We start from the raw sequence: 17,581 nt of genomic DNA, 5'->3' as shown, positions 1-17,581 counted from the left end.
GCGGCTAACAGCCGGCATCTGGAGTTTTTCGGATGGTGGGCCGGCAAGTCCGCCCGCGAAGCCGTATGAACCACTCAATTGGGGAACGAAGGAGACGTATGGACGGCTTAGGAGGAACAGCCGCAGCGATTGTGCTGGTTGTTCTCGTCATTTTTGTCATTATTGTGCTGGTCCGGTCCGTGAGGATCATTCCGCAGGCGCGTGCCGGCGTGGTTGAACGGCTCGGCAAGTATCAGCGCACGCTCAACCCTGGGCTGACCATCCTGATCCCGTTCGTGGACCGGCTCTTGCCGCTGCTTGATCTCCGTGAACAGGTGGTGTCCTTCCCACCGCAACCGGTCATCACCGAAGACAACCTGGTGGTGTCAATTGACACCGTGGTCTACTTCCAGGTCACCGACCCTCGGGCGGCGACGTATGAAATCGCCAACTACATCCAGGCAGTGGAGCAGTTGACCACTACTACCCTCCGTAACGTCGTGGGCGGGCTGAACCTCGAAGAGGCCCTGACATCCCGTGACCAAATCAACGGCCAACTGCGCGGCGTCCTTGATGAAGCGACGGGCCGTTGGGGTATTCGTGTGTCACGTGTTGAACTCAAGGCGATCGACCCGCCGCACTCCATCCAAGACTCTATGGAGAAGCAGATGCGAGCCGAACGTGATCGGCGAGCAGCCATCCTCACGGCCGAAGGTACCAAGCAGTCTCAGATCCTCACCGCCGAAGGCCAGCGCCAAGCAGCCATCCTTGCAGCTGAAGGTGATGCAAAAGCCGCTATCTTGCGTGCCGATGGTGAGGCGCAAGCGATCCAGAAAGTCTTCGACGCCATTCACAAAGGCAATCCCGACCAAAAGCTCCTTGCCTACCAGTACTTGCAAACCCTGCCCAAGATTGCCGAAGGCAGTTCCAACAAGCTGTGGATCATCCCCAGCGAAGTGGGCGAGGCCCTTAAAGGTATTGGCGGTGCGCTGGGCGGGAGCCTGGAGGATTCTCCAGCGGCCAGTCTGTTCACCGATGGCGCGGACGCAGGGAACGCCAAGCGTGAAGCGACCACGGAGCAGTCCCGGACTGCCGGATAGGCCTACAAGGAACGGAAGCGAGGGACGGTCAGTCACATCGGCTGGCCGTCCCTGACTTTCACCGCTTTGAGTAGTTGCACCTGCTCGGCGTATAATAGGTTATTTGTCCGGCTCATTCAGTACGGACGGAACAATAAAGCTTGGCCAGGCGTTGCATTGAGTGATGCACGGTGTGAAGAAGTAGTCCGTAATGTCCGCCAAGATCGTCATGGCGGTTTACGGTAAACGCGGAGTTAGTGCTCCGTGATCAGACAGAGGGAGTAATCATGAGTGATCGCAGCCTGCGGGGTATGCGTCTTGGCGCCCAAAGCATGGAAACCGAATCCGGCGTCGAACCGGCACCGCGCCAGCGGGTCGAGTACCGCTGCGAGGATGGCGAGCAGGTCTTCGTAACCTTCTCCTCGGAAGCTGAAATTCCCCCGGTGTGGGTTTCCAAGACCGGCAAGGAAGCCCTTCTGGTAGACGGTGAGCGCCCCGTGGACGCCAACGAAAAAGCCGTTCGCACCCACTGGGACATGCTCCTGGAGCGCCGCAGCCTTCCCGAGCTGGAGCAGATCCTTGAGGACCGACTGAATATCCTGCGCGAACGCCGCGGTGAGCGCCGGTCCGCATAGTGCGGAAATGCACATAGTACGGAAATCCGCATAGTACGGAAATCCACATAGTACGGAAACGGAACGGCCGGGCTGGTTCTTCTCGAACCAAGCCCGGCCGTTTTTTGTGCAGTCTTCGCGCTATTTAGCCCGTGCCGGCGTCTTGCTTGTTAGCTTCGCCCAGCGGGCGGCGATGCCCCACTTGGTCACGTTGATCATGGCTTCGACCACGATGTTGCCGCTCATCTTGGATGCTCCAAGTTCGCGTTCCACAAACGTGATGGGCCTTTCCTCGATGCGCAGCCCGAGCTTGGCCACACGCCAGGCCAGATCCACTTGGAAACCGTAGCCAACAGAGTCCACTTCATCGAGTTTCAGTGCCTCGAGGGTGCTGCGGCGGAAAGCGCGATAGCCGCCTGTCACGTCTTTGATTTTGACACCCAGCATGATGCGCGCATATGTGCTGCCGATCCGGGAGATGGCCTGCCGGTACAGGGGCCAGTTGACCACGCTTCCACCTTGGACCCACCGCGAACCCATCGCGAGGTCCGCCCCGTTCTCCACAGCATCCAGGAGGAGGGGCAACTGCTCCGGCTTGTGGGATCCGTCGGCGTCCATCTCAACCAGGACGTCATATCCTGCAGCCAACCCCCACTTGAACCCGGCAATGTACGCCGCTCCCAAGCCCTCTTTGCCCTTTCGGTGCAGAACATGGACCTGGCCATCAGCTGCAGCGGCCTCGTCAGCCAGCTGTCCGGTGCCGTCAGGGCTGTTGTCGTCGACCACCAGGACGTCCGAATGCGGTACTGCTGCACGCAGCCGACCCAAAGTCTTGGGAAGCGATTCGAGCTCGTTGTAGGTGGGAATGATCGTCAGGACACGCAAGAAGAGGCCTTTCCTTGATGGAGCGGTCGTAGTGCCGGAGCAACTTTACAGCTGGCGTCCTGGCGCAACTCCCCATTATAGGACGACGCCGGGCCGCGCCACTGCGGGTGTGGCCCGGGCCACATCGGAGACTATTCGCGAAGGGAAGCCGCCGCGAACAGTTCATGGCCTTCCCTGACGGTCTGCAGGCAGACTGGGTCCTTGCCTGTGTCAAGGGCTGGCAGGAGCGGGGTCCTGGCTCGGGGATCGGTGCTCCACGACTGAACGCGGCTGTCTGCAACCTGGACCATGAGCTCCTCCACTTCCCACACCGCGAAGCTCGCCGGAGCTCCGGGAACGAGTTGGCCCATCAGCGGATTACGGTGCTTGCTCGCCCGCCAACCGGCGCGGGTATGCCCCAAAAACGCGGCCCTGGCGGAAATCCGTTGCTCCGGATTGCTGTGCTCCAAGCACGCCCGGACGCTCGACCACGGCCGCAGCGGTGTCACGGGACTGTCACTGCCGAAGGTAACGGGGACACCCTTGGCGTAGAACGAAGCGAACGGACTCATCGCCTTGCTGCGGTCACCGAGGCGTTGTTCGTAGAGACCACCGGGGCCTCCCCACGCGGCGTCGAACCCGGGCTGCACGCTCACCGTCACCGAGTATTTGGCCAGCCTGTCGATCGCCTCCGCGTCTGCGAGCTCGACGTGTTCCAGACGATGCCCCGCAGCTCGGATACGCTGCTCCCCTACTTCGCCGGCTGCCATATCCAAGGCATCGAGCACCGCGCCCAACCCGGCATCACCGATCACATGGAAACCGGCTTGCACACCCAAGGCAGAGGTGACGGCAAGATGCGCGGCTGCCTGGTCAACGGTCAGGTACAGGCTGCCCCGTTCTTCCGGGGCGTCAGAGTAACCGTGGCTCAAAGCTGCCGTGCGTGAACCGAGGGAACCATCGATGTTCAGGTCTCCAGCGAGGCCAAGGACGTTGCCGCCCATCTGCTGCACGATGGCACCGGCGTGTTCTTCCGAGGTGGCGAGCTCGCCCCAGTACGGCAGGACCTGGGGGTGGGCGGGTGCGTCGTTCCATGAGATAGCCATCCGCAGGTCATCCGGACCACAGATATGTGGGGCTGACATCTCGGCCAATGCCACGTACCCGTTGGCGGCGGCTTCCCGGAGCGCGCGTTCCTGGTAATCACGCCGCTCCGACTCGGGCAGCTCACGCGCGGCGCGCCTGGCTGCGCTATGTGCTGCGCGGCGCACCTGCGCCGTTCTGACGCCACCCCCGGAGCCCGAAGCCTCTGGCCCCGCCTCGAAGCCATCCATGCCTTTCAAGTCCGCCGCTGCGGCCAACGACGACGAGATGAGTGCCGAATGGACGTCGATTCTGGAAAGATAGACGGGCCTGCCCCCTGCCGCCCTGTCCACTTCCTCAAGGGTAGGGAGCGTGGACTGGTGCCAGGCCGTTTCATCCCAACCGTGGCCCAGGATGGCGCCCGTCCCTGGGGCGGCAGCGACGGCGTCGAGCAGCTCTTGGCTGGAACGGACCCCCGCGACGTCCAGCCCACTGGCGGCGAGCCCCGTTTCGGTCAGGTGCATGTGCGAGTCGACGAAACCCGGGGCCAGCAATGCACCGCGTAGGTCGATAATCTCCATGGAGGAGTCAGCGATGGACGTCGCAGCCTGTTCGGAGCCCACCCACGCCACCGTATCGCCGTCCACCACCATGGCTGTCGCGAAAGGGTCAGCAGCGGTGTAGATGGAACCGTTCCGGTACATGGTGACTTTACGGCGGTTGGATTCCTCGGGGGCGCCGGTGGACACGCCTGGCTGGTTCATGCTTTGTGCTCCTTGAGCGTAGTACTTGAGCGGAGGGAAGACGTCAGGCTGCGGGGTTCAGGCCACGGTTGAGTAGGCGACGACGCCCCTCCGCACCAGGTCAATGGATTCACGGCATATCCGCGCCACACGAGGATCCAGTTGGGGAATCTTGGCGAGCTGGTCCAGCAGGTCAACCACCTGTTTGGCCCAGCGCACAAAGTCACCGGCAGCAAGGTCGGTGCCGTGGAGGACATCCTGCAGATGCCGGCCCCTGGCCCACCGGTACATGGGCCACATCAGCCCGAGTTCGGGTTCACCCGTGAGGGGAAGCCGGTAGTGTTCCTCAGTGTCCTCCAGCTGTGACCATTCCCGGACCACGATGTCCACCGCTGATTCCAAAGCCACGGAAGGCATTCGGGGGCGGAGTCCGCGGTCTTCGCGCTTGGCCTGATACACCAACGTCGTGGCAAAAGAGGCAAGCTCCGCAGCATCGAGATCGTTGAGTGCCCCTTGCCTGACAGACTGTGAGATCAGAAGGTCCTTTTCGCCGTAGATGCGGCGAAGCCGTTGGCCGTGGTCGCTGATGGTGACGCGTCCGGCGTCGTTCGTTTCCAAGTAGCCGTATGCAGACAGGACGTCGCAGACCCGGTCGAAAGTCTTGGCGATAGTGTTGGTTCTGCCTTGGATCTGCCGAACCAGGCCGTCCGTTTCTTTCCGGAGTTTCCACCAACGTTCGGACCACCGTGCATGGTCTTCGCGCTCACTGCATCCATGGCATGGGTGCGCCCTGAGTGCGCGCCTGAGGTCGGCGATGTGCTGCTCCTGGTCCGGAAGCCTTGCGCCCAACCCAAAGTCCTCATGCCTGCTGTTCCGGGGACTCTGCGGAGCGTCCTCGCTGATGGCGTGCCGCATCGCCGCTGCGAGGTCCCGGCGCGACTTGGGGACCTTGGCGTTGAACGATTTGGGGATCCTGATCCTCGTGACGGGAGAGACAGGTCCGTCAAGGTCATGCACACCGATCCGGCGAAGCTGGTTATCGGAGGTCAGAACCGACGGCCGGGGCTCGCGGGCGTTCGGATCGACGTCGAGGATCACCGCGTGGCCAGCCAACCGCCCGCTGTAGATCGTGATCACGTCTCCCGGAATGAGCCGCGTCAAGGAGTCGGCCACCCTGGACTTGCGGGCCCGGTGATGGTCACGGGCCGCAAAGTTCTCGGCGTCGCTGAGCTCGCGACGAAGCTTGGCGTACTCCGTGAAGTCGCCCAGGTGGCATTGCATCGACTTTGCGTAGCCGGCCAGTGACTCCTCGCGGCCACGGACCTGCCTGGCCAGGCCCACCACGGAGCGGTCCGCTTGGAACTGGGCAAAGGAGGATTCCAGGATCTCACGCGCCCGAGTCCTGCCGAACTGGGCAATCAGGTTGATGCTCATGTTGTAGGTGGGCCGGAAACTCGAATTGAGGGGGTAGGTGCGCCTTGAGGCTAGGCCCGCAACTGCTGCCGGGTCCGTTCCCGGTTGCCACAGAACCACGGCGTGGCCTTCGACGTCGATGCCGCGCCGGCCGGCGCGTCCGGTGAGCTGGGTGTACTCCCCCGCGGTGATGTTAACGTGCGCTTCGCCGTTGAACTTTTCCAACTTTTCCAACACCACGCAGCGGGCGGGCATGTTGACGCCGAGGGCCAGTGTTTCCGTTGCGAAGACCGCCTTGACCAGGCCATCCGCGAAGAGCTTTTCCACCACCTCTTTGAAGGTGGGAAGCATGCCTGCATGGTGTGCAGCGAAGCCGCGGAGCAAGCCGTCGCGCCAGCCCCAGAAGCCCAGGACATCGAGGTCGTCCGCCGGAATTTCATGGCTTGCCTCATCTACCCGCTGGGCAATGATCTGCTGCTCCTGCTCGGTGGTCAGCCACAAGCCCGAAGCAGCACACTGTGCCACCGCGGCGTCGCAGCCTGCCCGGGAAAAAATGAAGGTGATCGCTGGCAACAGGTCCTGGCGGCGGAGGCTCTCGATGACCTGGGGGCGGCTTGCCTTCCTGACCAGGCTGCGCTGTTCGGTTTGCTGCCGCTCGTCACGGTAGCGGTCTTGGCGGCGCCTGCTACGGCTCCCGTGGCTGTAGCGCGCGCCCATGTTCATCCGGCTTTCCGAACGCGCCATTGCAAGCAGGTCCGGATTCACCTCAAACTCAGGCCCGGTCACTGCTTGGCGCACGGAAGCAGCTGCGGCACTCTTGGCCGACGTCTTATGCTTGCGGCGAGCCGCAACCGGTTCTTCGCCGATTTCATCGCTCTCCGAGAGACCGGGAACGTCATCGCCAGCCGCGGACACGGCCACGCTGCCAGGAGCGATGGCATCGAAGGTGACATCACCGGCAAAAAGGTCGACGATCTCCCGACCAACCATGACGTGTTGCCAGAGCGGCACAGGGCGGTGCTCGGAGACGATCACATCGGTATCACCACGGACGGTGTCCAGCCAAGCACCGAATTCCTCTGCGTTGGACACCGTTGCACTCAGGGAGGCAACCTGGACCTCGCTGGGCAGGTGGATGATCACTTCTTCCCAGACGGCGCCACGGAATCGATCGGCCAAGTAATGGACTTCGTCCATGACCACAAAGCCGAGGTCACCGAGAGTCTCGGAGTCCGCATACAACATATTGCGAAGCACCTCGGTGGTCATCACGACTACCGGGGCATCACCGTTGATGCTGGTATCACCGGTCAGCAACCCTACGTTCGCTTGCCCGTATTTTGCCGCCAACTCGGCAAATTTCTGGTTACTCAAGGCTTTGATCGGGGTGGTGTAGAAAGCTTTCAACCCGCGTTGGAGCGCGAGGAAAATGGCGAACTCTCCAACTATTGTCTTTCCGGCGCCGGTCGGAGCTGCAACGAGGACGCCCCGGCCTTCCTGCAACGAGCGGCAGGCTTCACGTTGGAAGTCGTCGAGGGCGAAGTCCAGTGACCGGGCAAATGCACCTAAGTACGTCTTGGCCTCAGCTGCCCTGGTGGCTGCAGCCTGGTAACGGTCTGCTGGAGATGACGACCCGAAAGTAGAGGACATACATCCAGCCTAGTGGCCGGAGGTCTAGAGATTCTCCAGTTCCGCAGCGGGCGTTGCGATATCCGCCGTGGCCTCGGTCTCAGCCTCACGCCTGATCATCCGACGCTCACGACGCCGGTCATTCCACAGGCACACGCCAACTGCAGCGAAAAACAGCACGAGCATGGGAGAAGCAAGGTAAAACATGCTCATGGCGTCCGCTCCGGGAGCCGCCATGGCCGCGAACAAACAGACCAGGAAGATGGTGATACGCCAACTCTTCACGAGTTGCTTGCCCTTGATGATTCCGGCAAGGTTGAGCCCCACCAAAACCACCGGCACGAGGAAAGCGATGCCAAAGGCCAGCAGTAGCCTCAGGACAAAGGACAGGTAAACGTCCGCGCTGATGAAGTTCGATCCGCCGGCGGGTGTGAAGTCGGTCAGTACCCGGACGGCGTTCGGGAGCACGAGCCACGCCAACAGCACGCCGCCAACGAACAATGGCACCGCTGTCGCCACAAAGGACAGCGCCATGCGGCGCTCTTTCTTGTGGAGCCCGGGCACGATGAAGGCCCAGAGTTGGTAGATCCAGACAGGACTGGAAAGGATAAGCCCCAGGAAGACCGAAACCTGGACCATGAGATCGAACGAACTAGCGACGCCGTCGAAGTTCAGCGTGGCCGCGCGCCCTTCTTTGTGGTTCAGGTCCGTGATCGGTTTGATCAACGCCGTCAGCAAGGGCTGGTAGACAATGAAACCCACGACGGTCCCGAGGACAACGCCAATGGCAGCCTTGAAGAGCCGGTTCCTGAGCTCCTTGAGGTGGTCAAGCAAGCCCATCCGGGCTTCGGGGTTGGCCTTGCGCCCCTTCGTTTCTACCACTTCTCTTTAGACGCGGGTGGCGGGCGGAACGTCGGTCTCGCCCTTGCTGCTGGTCTTGACGTCAGGGTGGCCGACGACGGTGCCTTCTACGGCGTCAGTCGATTCCGGGGCGTCCTTCTTCTCCGAGGAGCCGTCCTTTTTCATTTCACGGACTTCGGATTTGAAGATACGCATCGACTGACCGATGCTGCGTGCCATGGAGGGCAATTTTGGCGCAGCGAAAAGCAACAGCGCCAAAACGATGATGATGATGAGATGCCAGCCTTCGAGCCTCATGTGGGGAGGTCCTTTCCTTTTGGGTACATCCTACGTCTAACTGAATTCGATGTCGTGCAGGGATTGTGGCTGACCCCGCTCGGCCTTGCGCTGGATGCGCTTCCGGCGTCGAACTTCCTGGCGGGCGGCTTTGGCCGTCACGTAATCATGACGCATCTGCTCGGGGGAGGCAAAAACCGCAGAGCCCTGTTCGGGGCGCTCATTCGGCGCATCGTGAGCCTCGATGTCGGGGTCGATGCGGGCGGCCGGCAAGGAACTGAACTTCTTGCCCGCCTCCCCCAACTCCCGGACGGTAGACATCATCTTCCGGTACAGGCGATATCCCAGCGTCACGTGAAGGAGCAGGGAAAGGGCTATGAGCGCGATCCATAACAGGATCCAGAACCACCAAGGCATCTGAGTAGTCTAGCCAGCCACGCTGCCGGCGGCCGACTCGTACTGGGCAAGGGACGCTTTGAGCCACGTTCCGGTCTCGGTATGAACTGCTTCCGGGGCCAGCACCCTGGCCGCGCCGCCGTGCTGGGAGATGAACATCGGCACCCAACCGGCGTTGCCGAAGCGGACTTCGGCGAGCAGTCCGCCGTCGGGACGCTGCGCGGTGCGTTCGGCGTAATAGTCATCGGCCAGCCCGGCACCTTGCCGCGTCAGTTCGAGTGTCACCAGCACGTCGTCGTCACTTGGCGTGAACAGCCGCGCCGGAAAATCCTGCCCGGTGCTCGCCGTGTGGGAAGCTGCCCGGCCATTGGCCGCGAGGCTTTCCACCCGGTCCAGCCGAAAGTTCCGGATTCCGGCGGCGCTGTGGCAATAGGCCTCGAAATACCAGGTGTTGTCCAGCGAATACAGGCGAAGCGGATCGACGTCGCGCTCGGTGATCTCGTCCTTTTGGAGTGACAAATATCGGAGATGCAGTTGCTGGCCGTCCCTTACGGCCTGGGTAATAGTGGCGAAGGACTGCGATTGTTCGGGGGCAACCGACTGCCCTGAGACCGAACCAGCGAGGCGTCCGGCCGTCCCCGCAGCGCCCGTCAACTTGATGGTGACGGACTCCAAGGCACTTCCCGGTTGGTCTTCGGGCATGCCGGCCAACTGCGGCAAGTCCCCCAGCATGGCCAAACCCGTGAGGAGCGCGGCAGCCTCGTCCTCGCTGAACTTGACCGGCCTGTTCAGGTCCAGGTGCTCGGAGATATAGACGTGGTCGTCTTCCCACTGGATATCGAGCAGGTCATCCGGGTAACCGCCCGGCAGCCCCGAACAAATGAGGATTTTCAGGTCGTCGATGAGCTGCCTGCGGCTGATACCGAACCGGTCGGCAACCTCCTGGATGTGCAGGCCCTGATGGTGGACCAGGAACGGAACCAGCTGCAACATCCTGGCGAGCTGGTCCTCGGACGTGCGCTTCCGGGCCCTCGGTGCCCGGCCGGCGTCGGGGAACGTGGGTGCGACGGCGGGGCTGGTGTGGAAGTCCAAGGCGGCCTGGAGGCGGCGGACGACGGCGGCACGCAAGTCCGCCGGTTCCTGGACGAGGACACGGGGACCGTAGGAGGCAAGCTCCTCCGCGAGCTGCTCCGGATCACGGAACTCGACCACGACGCGGTCTCGGGCTGGACTGCCCGTGGCTGGTTCTTGCGCGGTCACGGCCCGCCTGCGCAGCGCAAGCAACCTGCCTAGGTCCACTTCCAACGTGGCTTGGCGCAACGGGAGTTCGTTGAGTTCATCGAGTTCAGCCCGGGCGTTGAATCCCGCCGGAGGTTCGCATGAGCTTCCCGGCACGGCTGTGACGGCGGTGGTCATGCGTGAGAGCCTGAAGAACCTCTTGGCTCCCCTGGCCCGGTCCCAACCGACCAGATACCACTGACCAAAGCGGCTGCCCAAACCCCAGGGTTCGACTTCCCGCTGCTCCTCCCGGCCCGTGCTGCCGGCCAGGTAACCGAAGCGGACGGTATGCCGACCATGCATGGCCGCAACGACGTCGTCGAACGCCTGCCCGGCGGGTTTAATTCTGGGCTGGACTCCCGCCGGGAGGTCGACGTCGGTGAACCCGCCTGCCGCCTGGAGCTTACGGACGGCACTGGCAGCTGCTGTGCCGAGAGCCGCCCGCTCCCATAGCTGGGCCGCTAGCAGCAACACTGTTGACTCGGCCGGGGTGAGGACCACCTCGGGGAGCCTGTTGGAGTCCTTGCCAATCCGATACCGGGTGGTTCCGGGGTCGTCGTTACCAAAGCTGCTGCGGTCAACGATCGTTTCAATTTCGAAACCGAACTGTTTCAGGTCAACCTTGTCACGCTCGAACATCCGCCCGAAAGCGACGTCGTTCTCGGCAGAGTCTTTGTAGACCTTCTCCCTGAGAACGGCGCGCGGGAGTCCTACCTTGGTGTTGAGCAAAGCCAAGAGGAGGTTCAGGAGGCGTTCAGTGCGGGATGCAGACACGCTTGCTACGTTACTAAAGACCGGGCAGAAAGCAGCAAGGCGCGTCACCGACCGGTACAAACCGGGGGTGACGCGCCTTGCTGAGTGTTACGCCTTGGGGTCAGTCCGAGGCTCAGCCCTAGCGGACAGCGACGAGGTCAACGACGAAAATCAGGGCCTCGTTGGGCTTGATTGCTCCGCCGGCGCCACGGGATCCGTACGCGAGTTCGGAAGGAATTTCCAGACGACGGCGGCCGCCGACCTTCATGCCGAGGAGCCCCTGGTCCCATCCCTGGATGACCTGGCCAACGCCCACGCGGAAGTCCAAGGGTGCACCGCGGCCCCACGACGCGTCAAACTCTTCGCCGGTGGACCAGGCCACGCCGACGTAGTGGGTGGAAACGGTGTCTCCTGCCTTTGCCTCGGCACCGGTTCCCTCAATGAGGTCGGTGATGACGAGATCGGTGGGGACGTCGCCTTCGGGGAAGTCGATTTCGGGCTTGGTGCGGTCGAAGTCACGCTGGCCAAAAGACATGGATTCTCCTTGGTGTGAGGGATAAAGAGGTGTCGGGAACAAGCTTAGGGCAGCGCCATGTAGTCCTGGCGCCGGTACGGTGACTTACTGGATTCCGAGGATGTCCACCACGAAGACCAAATCGCCCTTCGCGTCGCCCTGGCCTGCGGCGCCGTATGCCAAGTCCTGTGGGATGACCAAGAGCACGCGGGAGCCTACGGTCTTGCCTTCCAGGCCCTGGGTCCAGCCCTTGATCACACCGGAGAGGGGGAAACTCGCCGTCTGGCCGCGGTCGAAGCTGGAGTCGAACTTGGTGCCGCCGACGAGGTTGACGCCCACGTAGTTGACAGTGAGTGTGTCGGTCGCCCTGACGGCGGGACCATTGCCCTTGATAAGGTCCTGGGCAATCAGTTTGGTGGGAGCGGCCACGCCTGTAACGGAGATCTGGGGCACGCCCTTATCGTCATCCTTGACGGTCGGCAGCCCGGCCGGAGGCGTCACAGTCGTGCCTTCCGGCTTGGAAAGCACGGGGGCTGCATCCTTGGCCGAAACGATTTTGAAGACTACCAACTGGGTGGTTGCAGCTTCGGTGCCGGAGGCAGTACCGGGAGCGGCGTAGGCCACGTGGGAACCGATCTTGGCGCCAACGATGGCGTTGTAGATGACCGAGTTGCCTGACTTCAGCTGGTCATTGAGTTGGATGGGCTGCGGACCGTTGGTGTAGGCATCCTCCACAGTCTTACCGTCGCTGCCGTTCACGGCCAAGTAGACGAGCTGGGCGGTTTGCCCGGCCTTGACGCGAGCCCCGGTACCTTCACTGACCACCTTGATGGTGGGCTCCGTGACGGTGAGCGGCTTGGTGAAGTCCAGGCCCGGGGCCTTGGTGTCGCCGTTGTCCGTCACCTTGACTGACGCAAGCTTGGAGGTATCACCAGCTGTTTGGCTGGTGGGCTCGGCAGCCGGAGTGCTTCCTCCTCCCCCGCACGCAGTCATGAGCAACAGGGCCGGAATGAGAATTGCTAAAAGTCGGCGCACAAAAACACTTTCGTCGGGGCAAGGGAGACTCGGAACGGCGCAGTGCGCATCCAAGCGGCTTCTCTCTTGGCAAGAGAGCACTACCCAGACTAACCGGTGAAGCTGGGAATCAACCCATAGAGTCCAGGAGGGCGTCCACCCGCTCGTCGACACTGCGGAAGGGATCCTTGCACAGAATCGTCTGGTGGGCCCGGTCGTTGAGCTTCAGGTGCACCCAGTCCACGGTGTAATCCCGGCCGAGCTCCTGGGCCCTGCGGACAAAATCGCCGCGCAATTTAGCCCGGGTGCTCTGGGGCGGAGCGTCAACGGCATCCTTGATGTCGGTTTCGGTGACCAGCCGACGGGCAGCTCCCCGGGCCTGAAGTAGGAAGAAGATACCGCGCTGGCGCGAAATATCGTGATACGTGAGATCGAGTTGGGCGATCCGGGGCGAATCGAGGTTGAGCTGGTGCCGCCTCATGTAGCCATCCATGAGTTTCTTCTTGATGGCCCAATCCACCTCGGTGTCGATCGTGCTGGTGTCGCCGCTTTCGATTGCGTCCAGGGTGCGGGTCCACAGGTCCAGGATGAGGGGCACGTGGCTGTTGTGGGCGCCGTTCGCGGCTACGAACTCCGTCACTTTGCCAAGGTACTCGCGCTGGATATCGAGCGCCGTCAGTTGCCGCCCATTCGCCAGCCGCACCAGCGCCCGGCCGGTCAGGTCGTGGGAGATCTCCCGAATGCTGCGGATAGGGTTCTCCATCCGCATGTCCCGCATGATGACGCCAGCCTCGATCATGCGGAGGATGAGGTCAACCGTTCCGACCTTAAGCAACGCAGAGGTTTCGGACATGTTCGAGTCCCCCACGATCACGTGGAGGCGGCGATAGAACTCGGCGTCTGCGTGGGGCTCGTCGCGGGTGTTGATGATGGGGCGCGAACGGGTGGTGGCTGAGGACACGCCTTCCCAGATGTGGTCCGCGCGCTGGGAGAAAGCGAAGGTTGCTCCGTGGGGGGTTTTCAGGACCTTTCCGGCACCGGCAATCAATTGCCGGGTGACAAGGAACGGGATCAGGATCTCTGCCAGCCGGGAGAATTCTCCGCGGCGGGGTATGAGGTAGTTTTCGTGGCTACCGTAGGAATTGCCTGCAGAGTCGGTGTTGTTCTTGAACAGATAGACGGTACCGGTGAACCCCTCTGCGGCCAGCCTTGCTTGGGCTTCGTCCACCAGGTCATCAAGAATGAGCTCCCCTGCCCTGTCGTGCGCTATCAGCTGGGCGAGGTCGTCGCATTCGGCCGTGGCGTACTCGGGATGGGATCCGACGTCCAAGTAGAGGCGCGAGCCGTTGGTCAGGAACACATTCGATGACCTCCCCCAGCTGACCACTTTTCGGAAAAGGTAGCGGGCTACTTCCTCCGGTGCCAAGGGCCGGGAGTCAGGGCTTGAATACGAGATGCCGAATTCTGTCTCGATGCCGAATATCCGCTTGTCCATATCAAGCCTCCTCTGTAAGCAGCCGGTTCATGTCCTCGGGCAACAGCCGTCGGAACGCCCTGCGCGAGCCAAGATGGCTTTCGGAAGAGCGGTACAGGACAGCCGTTTCGACGGCGGTGGCCGCCAGCGCTTCGGCTTCCTTGTCCGTAGCCAGTGAGCGCAGCGCCAGGCGCATTGCCCCTGCCAGGCTGAGTTCCGGCTCCCATGCGCTGCGGACGGCGTCGGTAATCTGGTCGGCGAGGCCTCCCATCACCACGAAACCGTTCTCATCCGCGATGGAACCGTCGAAAGTGAGCCGGTAGAGGTGGTCTTGTTGCTGCGTCAGGCCTACCTCGGCCACGGCCAGTTCCACTTCGAAGGGCTTCTGCTCGGCCGTGAACACGGCGCCGAGGCTTTGGGCGTAGACGCTGGCCAAGCCACGGGCCGTGACGTCCTCGCGGTCATAGGAGTAGCCGCGGACATCGGCGTATCGAACCCCGGCCTGCCGGAGGCTCTCGAACTCGTTGTACTTGCCGACGGCGGCGAACGCGATTTTGTCGTAAATCTCGCCGATCTTGTGCAACGACGGCGAGGGGTTCTCCGCGATCAGCGCGATTCCTTCGGCACAGCTCATGACGACGACGGACCGACCCCGTGCAATGCCTTTCCGGGCGAAGTCAGCCCGGTCCTTCATTAACTGTTCCGGGGAAACGTAGAACTGCTGGGTCATGTCAGGCCTCTCGTCCGGCAACTGCGCGAGATTCAACAATGGCACCGGAAATGGCAGCCAGCTCACGGTCCGGGACGCGTCGGTTACCGGCACGGTTCACCGTGTAGATCACAGGCCAGAGCTGCCTGACCGGGTCCGGGCCGCCCGTGGCGGAGTCGTCGTCGGCGGCGTCGTAAAGGGCCTCAACGGCAACGGCCACGGCGTCATCTTCGGAGAGGTTCGGTTTCCACAGCTTCTTCAGGGCCCCACGCGCAAAAACGGAACCTGAGCCCACGGAATGGTGTTCTTGTTCTTCGTACCGCCCGCCGGTCACATCGTAGGAAAACAAGCGGCCGATGCCGGAGACATTGTCAAAGCCGGCAAACAGGGGCACCACCGCCATACCCTGCATCGCCATGGGGAGGTTTCCGCGGATCATGGCACCGAGGCGATTCGCCTTTCCCACAAGGCTGAGGAGCGTGCCCTCGATCTTCTCGTAGTGCTCCAGTTCCACTTGGAACAGGCGGGTGATGTCTATCGCCAAACCGGCCGTGCCGGCGATGCCCAGCACCGAAAACTCGTCCGCCGGAAACACCTTCTCAATGTGCCGGCTGGCGATGACGTTCCCCATGGTTGCGCGCCTGTCACCAGCCATCAGCACGCCGCCCGCGTAGGTGAGGGCGACGATGGTGGTGGCATGTGGTGATGCAGGCACTGTTCCGGCCGGCAGGGATTGGGAGAAGGGAAGGAGTTCGGGCCTGGAACGTTGCAGATGCTCTGTGAACGAAGACGTTGCCTGAGCGGCCAAGGGGCCGGTTGATGGGTCTTGCATTGCTGCACTCCTTCGACTCTGATGCCTGCCGGGGCCCGCCGGCCTCACGCCGGACGGGCCGTTGTGTTCCTGGCTTCCGCTTATTGGCCGCCTTTTTGGACGAACGCCCGAACGAATTCTTCGGCGTTGGATTCCAAAACGCCGTCGATTTCATCCAGGAGATCATCCACGCCCTGCGTCGCATCCGAAGCCTGGGCCTCGGGAGCCGCAGGAGGGGCCTCCGGTACATCCACGTCGGTCTCGGACTCCCGGGACTGTGGTTGCTGTTGCTCCTGAGCTGCCATTTTCTTTCTCCCTACTGTCAGTCTCCCGGTGGTGGAGACTTCCTACTGCCATATTGCCACGGTCGGGGTGGCTGCGTACGGGTTTCGCGATGCCCTCCTGATCACGTGGCGGGCGCGCCGGAATTCCTGGGCGGAGGTGGCTCCTGTCCCAGCAGTTCGGCCAGGAAAGTGGCCGCCTCCTGATGCCGGTCAAAGAGGGCTCCAGTGAGCGCCTTCGTTCCCCTCAGTGGTTCCCGCGTGGGTACCCGCTGCAGCTTGCCGAGCCCCGGAACATCGAAAATCACCGAGTCCCAACTGGCCCCGGCCACGTCCTTGCCGAACCGGGAAACACACCGACCACGGAAATAGGCCCGGGTGTCCGACGGCGGTTCGCCCACCGCCCGCGCGATGTCGCCGTCGTCGACAATCCTCTGCATGCGTTCGCGCGCCAGCAGCCTGTAGTAGAGGCCTTTCTCAGGGCGGATATCGGACCATTGGAGGTCCACGAGGCCGAGTCTGGCATCGTCCCAAGCAAGGCCATCCCGGTTTCGGTAGCCCTCCAACAGGGACTTCTTGGCCACCCATTCAACCGAAGAAGCAACGGAGTCGACGTCGTTGCCCAGGCCGGTCAAGGTGGACTCCCACTGCGCCAAGACCTCGTGGGTGTGGCCGTCCCCGGTGAGCGGGTCGGACACGCCCGTTTCCTGGGCAAGCTTGGCTGAGGCCTCGTAGTACATCCATTGCAAGTCCAGCGCCGTCACCCGGCGACCGTCCATGAGCCGAACCGTGGCCGTGAGCGTGGTGTCGTGGCTGATGGCTTGCAAAGCATGGACGGGCTCGTGCACCTCGATCGGCGGAGCCAGCTTGGCTTCCACCAGGCTCAGGACCATGGCGGTGGTGCCAAACTTCAGGAAGTTCGAGGCTTGGCTGAGGTTTGCGTCGCCGATGATCACGTGCAGCCGCCGATACTTGTCAGCCGTGGCGTGTGGTTCATCCCGGGTGTTAATGATGGGGCGCCGGATGGTGGTTTCCAACCCCACTTCGGCCTCAAAGAAATCAGCGCGCTGGCTGATCTGGTAGCCGGCCATTGAACTGTCCTGGCCCAACCCCACACGTCCGGCCCCGCACACGATCTGCCGCGAAACGAAGAAGGGCGTCAGGCCGCGGATGATGTCGCCGAAGGGCACGGACCGCGGCATGAGGTAATTCTCATGCGATCCGTAGGAGACAGCCTTGTTGTCCGTGTTGTTTTTGTAGAGGTTGATCGGTGGCAAGCTGGCGTCAGCTGCCACCTTTCGGACGGTAGCCAACGCCACCAAGTCTCCGGCAGCATCCCAGATGACGGCGTCGCGTGGGTTGGTGACCTCCGGGCTTGAGTACTCGGGATGCGCGTGGTCAACGTACAGCCGGGCGCCGTTGCCGAGGACCATATTCATCAGCAAGGAACCGGACTCGTCACCGCCGTCCAACTCCAGTTCCTGGCGTCCGTAGGCCAAGGCGACCGCTTCGGCGTCGAGCACTGGCGGCTGATCGGTGAGCTGGCTGGGATCCGCGGCTGACCTCTCCAAGGTCCATCCGCGGGCGTCATGCAATGGCTCCTCGTCGGTATAGTCCCAGCGTGTTTCGGCCCCGCCCGCTGCCCGCTGCCGGGTCACCGTGGCATAGGCCTGGATGATCCGGGCTGACATCATGGTGGCGTTGGCACCGGGTGCCGACGGCGCGTGGATCCCATATTCGGTTTCGGCGCCCATGACCCGCATCGCTCCACCAACTGGCAGGTTCGCGGCTGCCGTACCCTGGATTCCTG

At 62.6% G+C, this 17,581-nt stretch carries 16 protein-coding genes; 2 read left to right on the top strand and 14 right to left on the bottom strand.

Annotation, left to right across the window (positions count from 1 at the left end):
- The first annotated feature begins 98 nt into the window (after positions 1 to 98).
- Positions 99 to 1,079 carry an SPFH domain-containing protein gene (locus SB659_RS06565; protein WP_410549851.1) on the top strand — a complete coding sequence of 327 codons (981 nt, stop codon included), beginning with the start codon at positions 99 to 101 and terminating at the stop codon, positions 1,077 to 1,079.
- Positions 1,080 to 1,345: 266 nt separating this feature from the next.
- Entirely contained in the window at positions 1,346 to 1,693 is a 348-nt protein-coding gene (locus SB659_RS06560; RefSeq protein ID WP_011774875.1) for an RNA polymerase-binding protein RbpA, read from the top strand.
- A 120-nt stretch (positions 1,694 to 1,813) separates the two neighbouring features.
- Here SB659_RS06560 and SB659_RS06555 read toward each other — a convergent pair whose 3' ends face one another.
- The 14 genes from SB659_RS06555 to dop all read right to left on the bottom strand — a co-directional run bounded on the left by SB659_RS06555 (position 1,814) and on the right by dop (position 17,534).
- A complete protein-coding gene (locus tag SB659_RS06555) occupies positions 1,814 to 2,557 on the bottom strand; it encodes a polyprenol monophosphomannose synthase (RefSeq protein ID WP_284974641.1) in 744 nt (247 codons plus the stop codon).
- A 131-nt stretch (positions 2,558 to 2,688) separates the two neighbouring features.
- Positions 2,689 to 4,383, bottom strand: a complete 1,695-nt coding sequence (locus tag SB659_RS06550) for an amidohydrolase (protein ID WP_410549850.1) — start codon at positions 4,381 to 4,383, stop codon at positions 2,689 to 2,691.
- Positions 4,384 to 4,440: 57 nt separating this feature from the next.
- A complete protein-coding gene (locus tag SB659_RS06545) occupies positions 4,441 to 7,425 on the bottom strand; it encodes a DEAD/DEAH box helicase (protein WP_410549849.1) in 2,985 nt (994 codons plus the stop codon).
- A 24-nt stretch (positions 7,426 to 7,449) separates the two neighbouring features.
- Positions 7,450 to 8,286, bottom strand: a complete 837-nt coding sequence (gene tatC / locus SB659_RS06540; RefSeq protein WP_410549848.1) for a twin-arginine translocase subunit TatC — start codon at positions 8,284 to 8,286, stop codon at positions 7,450 to 7,452.
- Between the two features lie 6 nt (positions 8,287 to 8,292).
- Positions 8,293 to 8,562 (bottom strand): Sec-independent protein translocase subunit TatA, encoded by a 270-nt coding sequence (gene tatA / locus SB659_RS06535; protein ID WP_284974645.1) that lies wholly within the window; start codon positions 8,560 to 8,562, stop codon positions 8,293 to 8,295.
- 36 nt (positions 8,563 to 8,598) lie between these two features.
- Positions 8,599 to 8,958, bottom strand: coding sequence for a hypothetical protein (locus SB659_RS06530; protein ID WP_410549847.1), 360 nt, complete (start codon positions 8,956 to 8,958; stop codon positions 8,599 to 8,601).
- 9 nt (positions 8,959 to 8,967) lie between these two features.
- Positions 8,968 to 10,989 carry a helix-turn-helix transcriptional regulator gene (locus tag SB659_RS06525; RefSeq protein WP_410549846.1) on the bottom strand — a complete coding sequence of 674 codons (2,022 nt, stop codon included), beginning with the start codon at positions 10,987 to 10,989 and terminating at the stop codon, positions 8,968 to 8,970.
- 118 nt (positions 10,990 to 11,107) lie between these two features.
- Positions 11,108 to 11,503, bottom strand: a complete 396-nt coding sequence (locus SB659_RS06520; RefSeq protein WP_026540707.1) for an FKBP-type peptidyl-prolyl cis-trans isomerase — start codon at positions 11,501 to 11,503, stop codon at positions 11,108 to 11,110.
- Between the two features lie 84 nt (positions 11,504 to 11,587).
- Entirely contained in the window at positions 11,588 to 12,517 is a 930-nt protein-coding gene (locus SB659_RS06515; protein ID WP_410549845.1) for an FKBP-type peptidyl-prolyl cis-trans isomerase, read from the bottom strand.
- A 109-nt stretch (positions 12,518 to 12,626) separates the two neighbouring features.
- The gene (gene pafA / locus SB659_RS06510) at positions 12,627 to 13,991 is read right to left on the bottom strand and encodes a Pup--protein ligase (protein ID WP_284974649.1); all 1,365 of its coding nucleotides are present in this window, start codon (positions 13,989 to 13,991) and stop codon (positions 12,627 to 12,629) included.
- Between the two features lies 1 nt (position 13,992).
- Complete coding sequence (prcA, locus tag SB659_RS06505) at positions 13,993 to 14,700, bottom strand: proteasome subunit alpha (protein ID WP_284978313.1); 708 nt, start codon at positions 14,698 to 14,700, stop codon at positions 13,993 to 13,995.
- A gap of 1 nt (position 14,701) precedes the next feature.
- Positions 14,702 to 15,511: a proteasome subunit beta gene (prcB, locus tag SB659_RS06500; RefSeq protein ID WP_284978314.1), complete on the bottom strand. Its 810-nt coding sequence runs from the start codon at positions 15,509 to 15,511 to the stop codon at positions 14,702 to 14,704.
- 80 nt (positions 15,512 to 15,591) lie between these two features.
- Entirely contained in the window at positions 15,592 to 15,795 is a 204-nt protein-coding gene (locus tag SB659_RS06495; protein WP_284974652.1) for a ubiquitin-like protein Pup, read from the bottom strand.
- A 101-nt stretch (positions 15,796 to 15,896) separates the two neighbouring features.
- A complete protein-coding gene (gene dop, locus SB659_RS06490) occupies positions 15,897 to 17,534 on the bottom strand; it encodes a depupylase/deamidase Dop (protein ID WP_410549873.1) in 1,638 nt (545 codons plus the stop codon).
- Positions 17,535 to 17,581 lie beyond the last annotated feature (47 nt).

Origin of the sequence: Arthrobacter sp. SIMBA_036 (assembly GCF_046535135.1) — a bacterium.
GTDB lineage: Bacteria > Actinomycetota > Actinomycetes > Actinomycetales > Micrococcaceae > Arthrobacter.
Note: the sequence above shows the minus strand (reverse complement) of the source record. Positions and strands in the feature narration are given on the sequence as shown.

Excerpts from the sequence above, each read along its gene's own strand:
- SB659_RS06565 (WP_410549851.1), top strand. The coding sequence starts at position 99 with ATGGACGGCTTAGGAGGAACAGCCGCAGCGATTGTGCTGGTTGTTCTC.
- SB659_RS06560 (WP_011774875.1), top strand. The coding sequence starts at position 1,346 with ATGAGTGATCGCAGCCTGCGGGGTATGCGTCTTGGCGCCCAAAGCATG.
- SB659_RS06550 (WP_410549850.1), bottom strand. The coding sequence starts at position 4,383 with ATGAACCAGCCAGGCGTGTCCACCGGCGCCCCCGAGGAATCCAACCGC.
- SB659_RS06545 (WP_410549849.1), bottom strand. The coding sequence starts at position 7,425 with ATGTCCTCTACTTTCGGGTCGTCATCTCCAGCAGACCGTTACCAGGCT.
- tatA (WP_284974645.1), bottom strand. The coding sequence starts at position 8,562 with ATGAGGCTCGAAGGCTGGCATCTCATCATCATCATCGTTTTGGCGCTG.
- SB659_RS06530 (WP_410549847.1), bottom strand. The coding sequence starts at position 8,958 with ATGCCTTGGTGGTTCTGGATCCTGTTATGGATCGCGCTCATAGCCCTT.
- SB659_RS06520 (WP_026540707.1), bottom strand. The coding sequence starts at position 11,503 with ATGTCTTTTGGCCAGCGTGACTTCGACCGCACCAAGCCCGAAATCGAC.
- pafA (WP_284974649.1), bottom strand. The coding sequence starts at position 13,991 with ATGGACAAGCGGATATTCGGCATCGAGACAGAATTCGGCATCTCGTAT.
- prcA (WP_284978313.1), bottom strand. The coding sequence starts at position 14,700 with ATGACCCAGCAGTTCTACGTTTCCCCGGAACAGTTAATGAAGGACCGG.
- prcB (WP_284978314.1), bottom strand. The coding sequence starts at position 15,511 with ATGCAAGACCCATCAACCGGCCCCTTGGCCGCTCAGGCAACGTCTTCG.
- SB659_RS06495 (WP_284974652.1), bottom strand. The coding sequence starts at position 15,795 with ATGGCAGCTCAGGAGCAACAGCAACCACAGTCCCGGGAGTCCGAGACC.
- dop (WP_410549873.1), bottom strand. The coding sequence starts at position 17,534 with ATGCGGGTCATGGGCGCCGAAACCGAATATGGGATCCACGCGCCGTCG.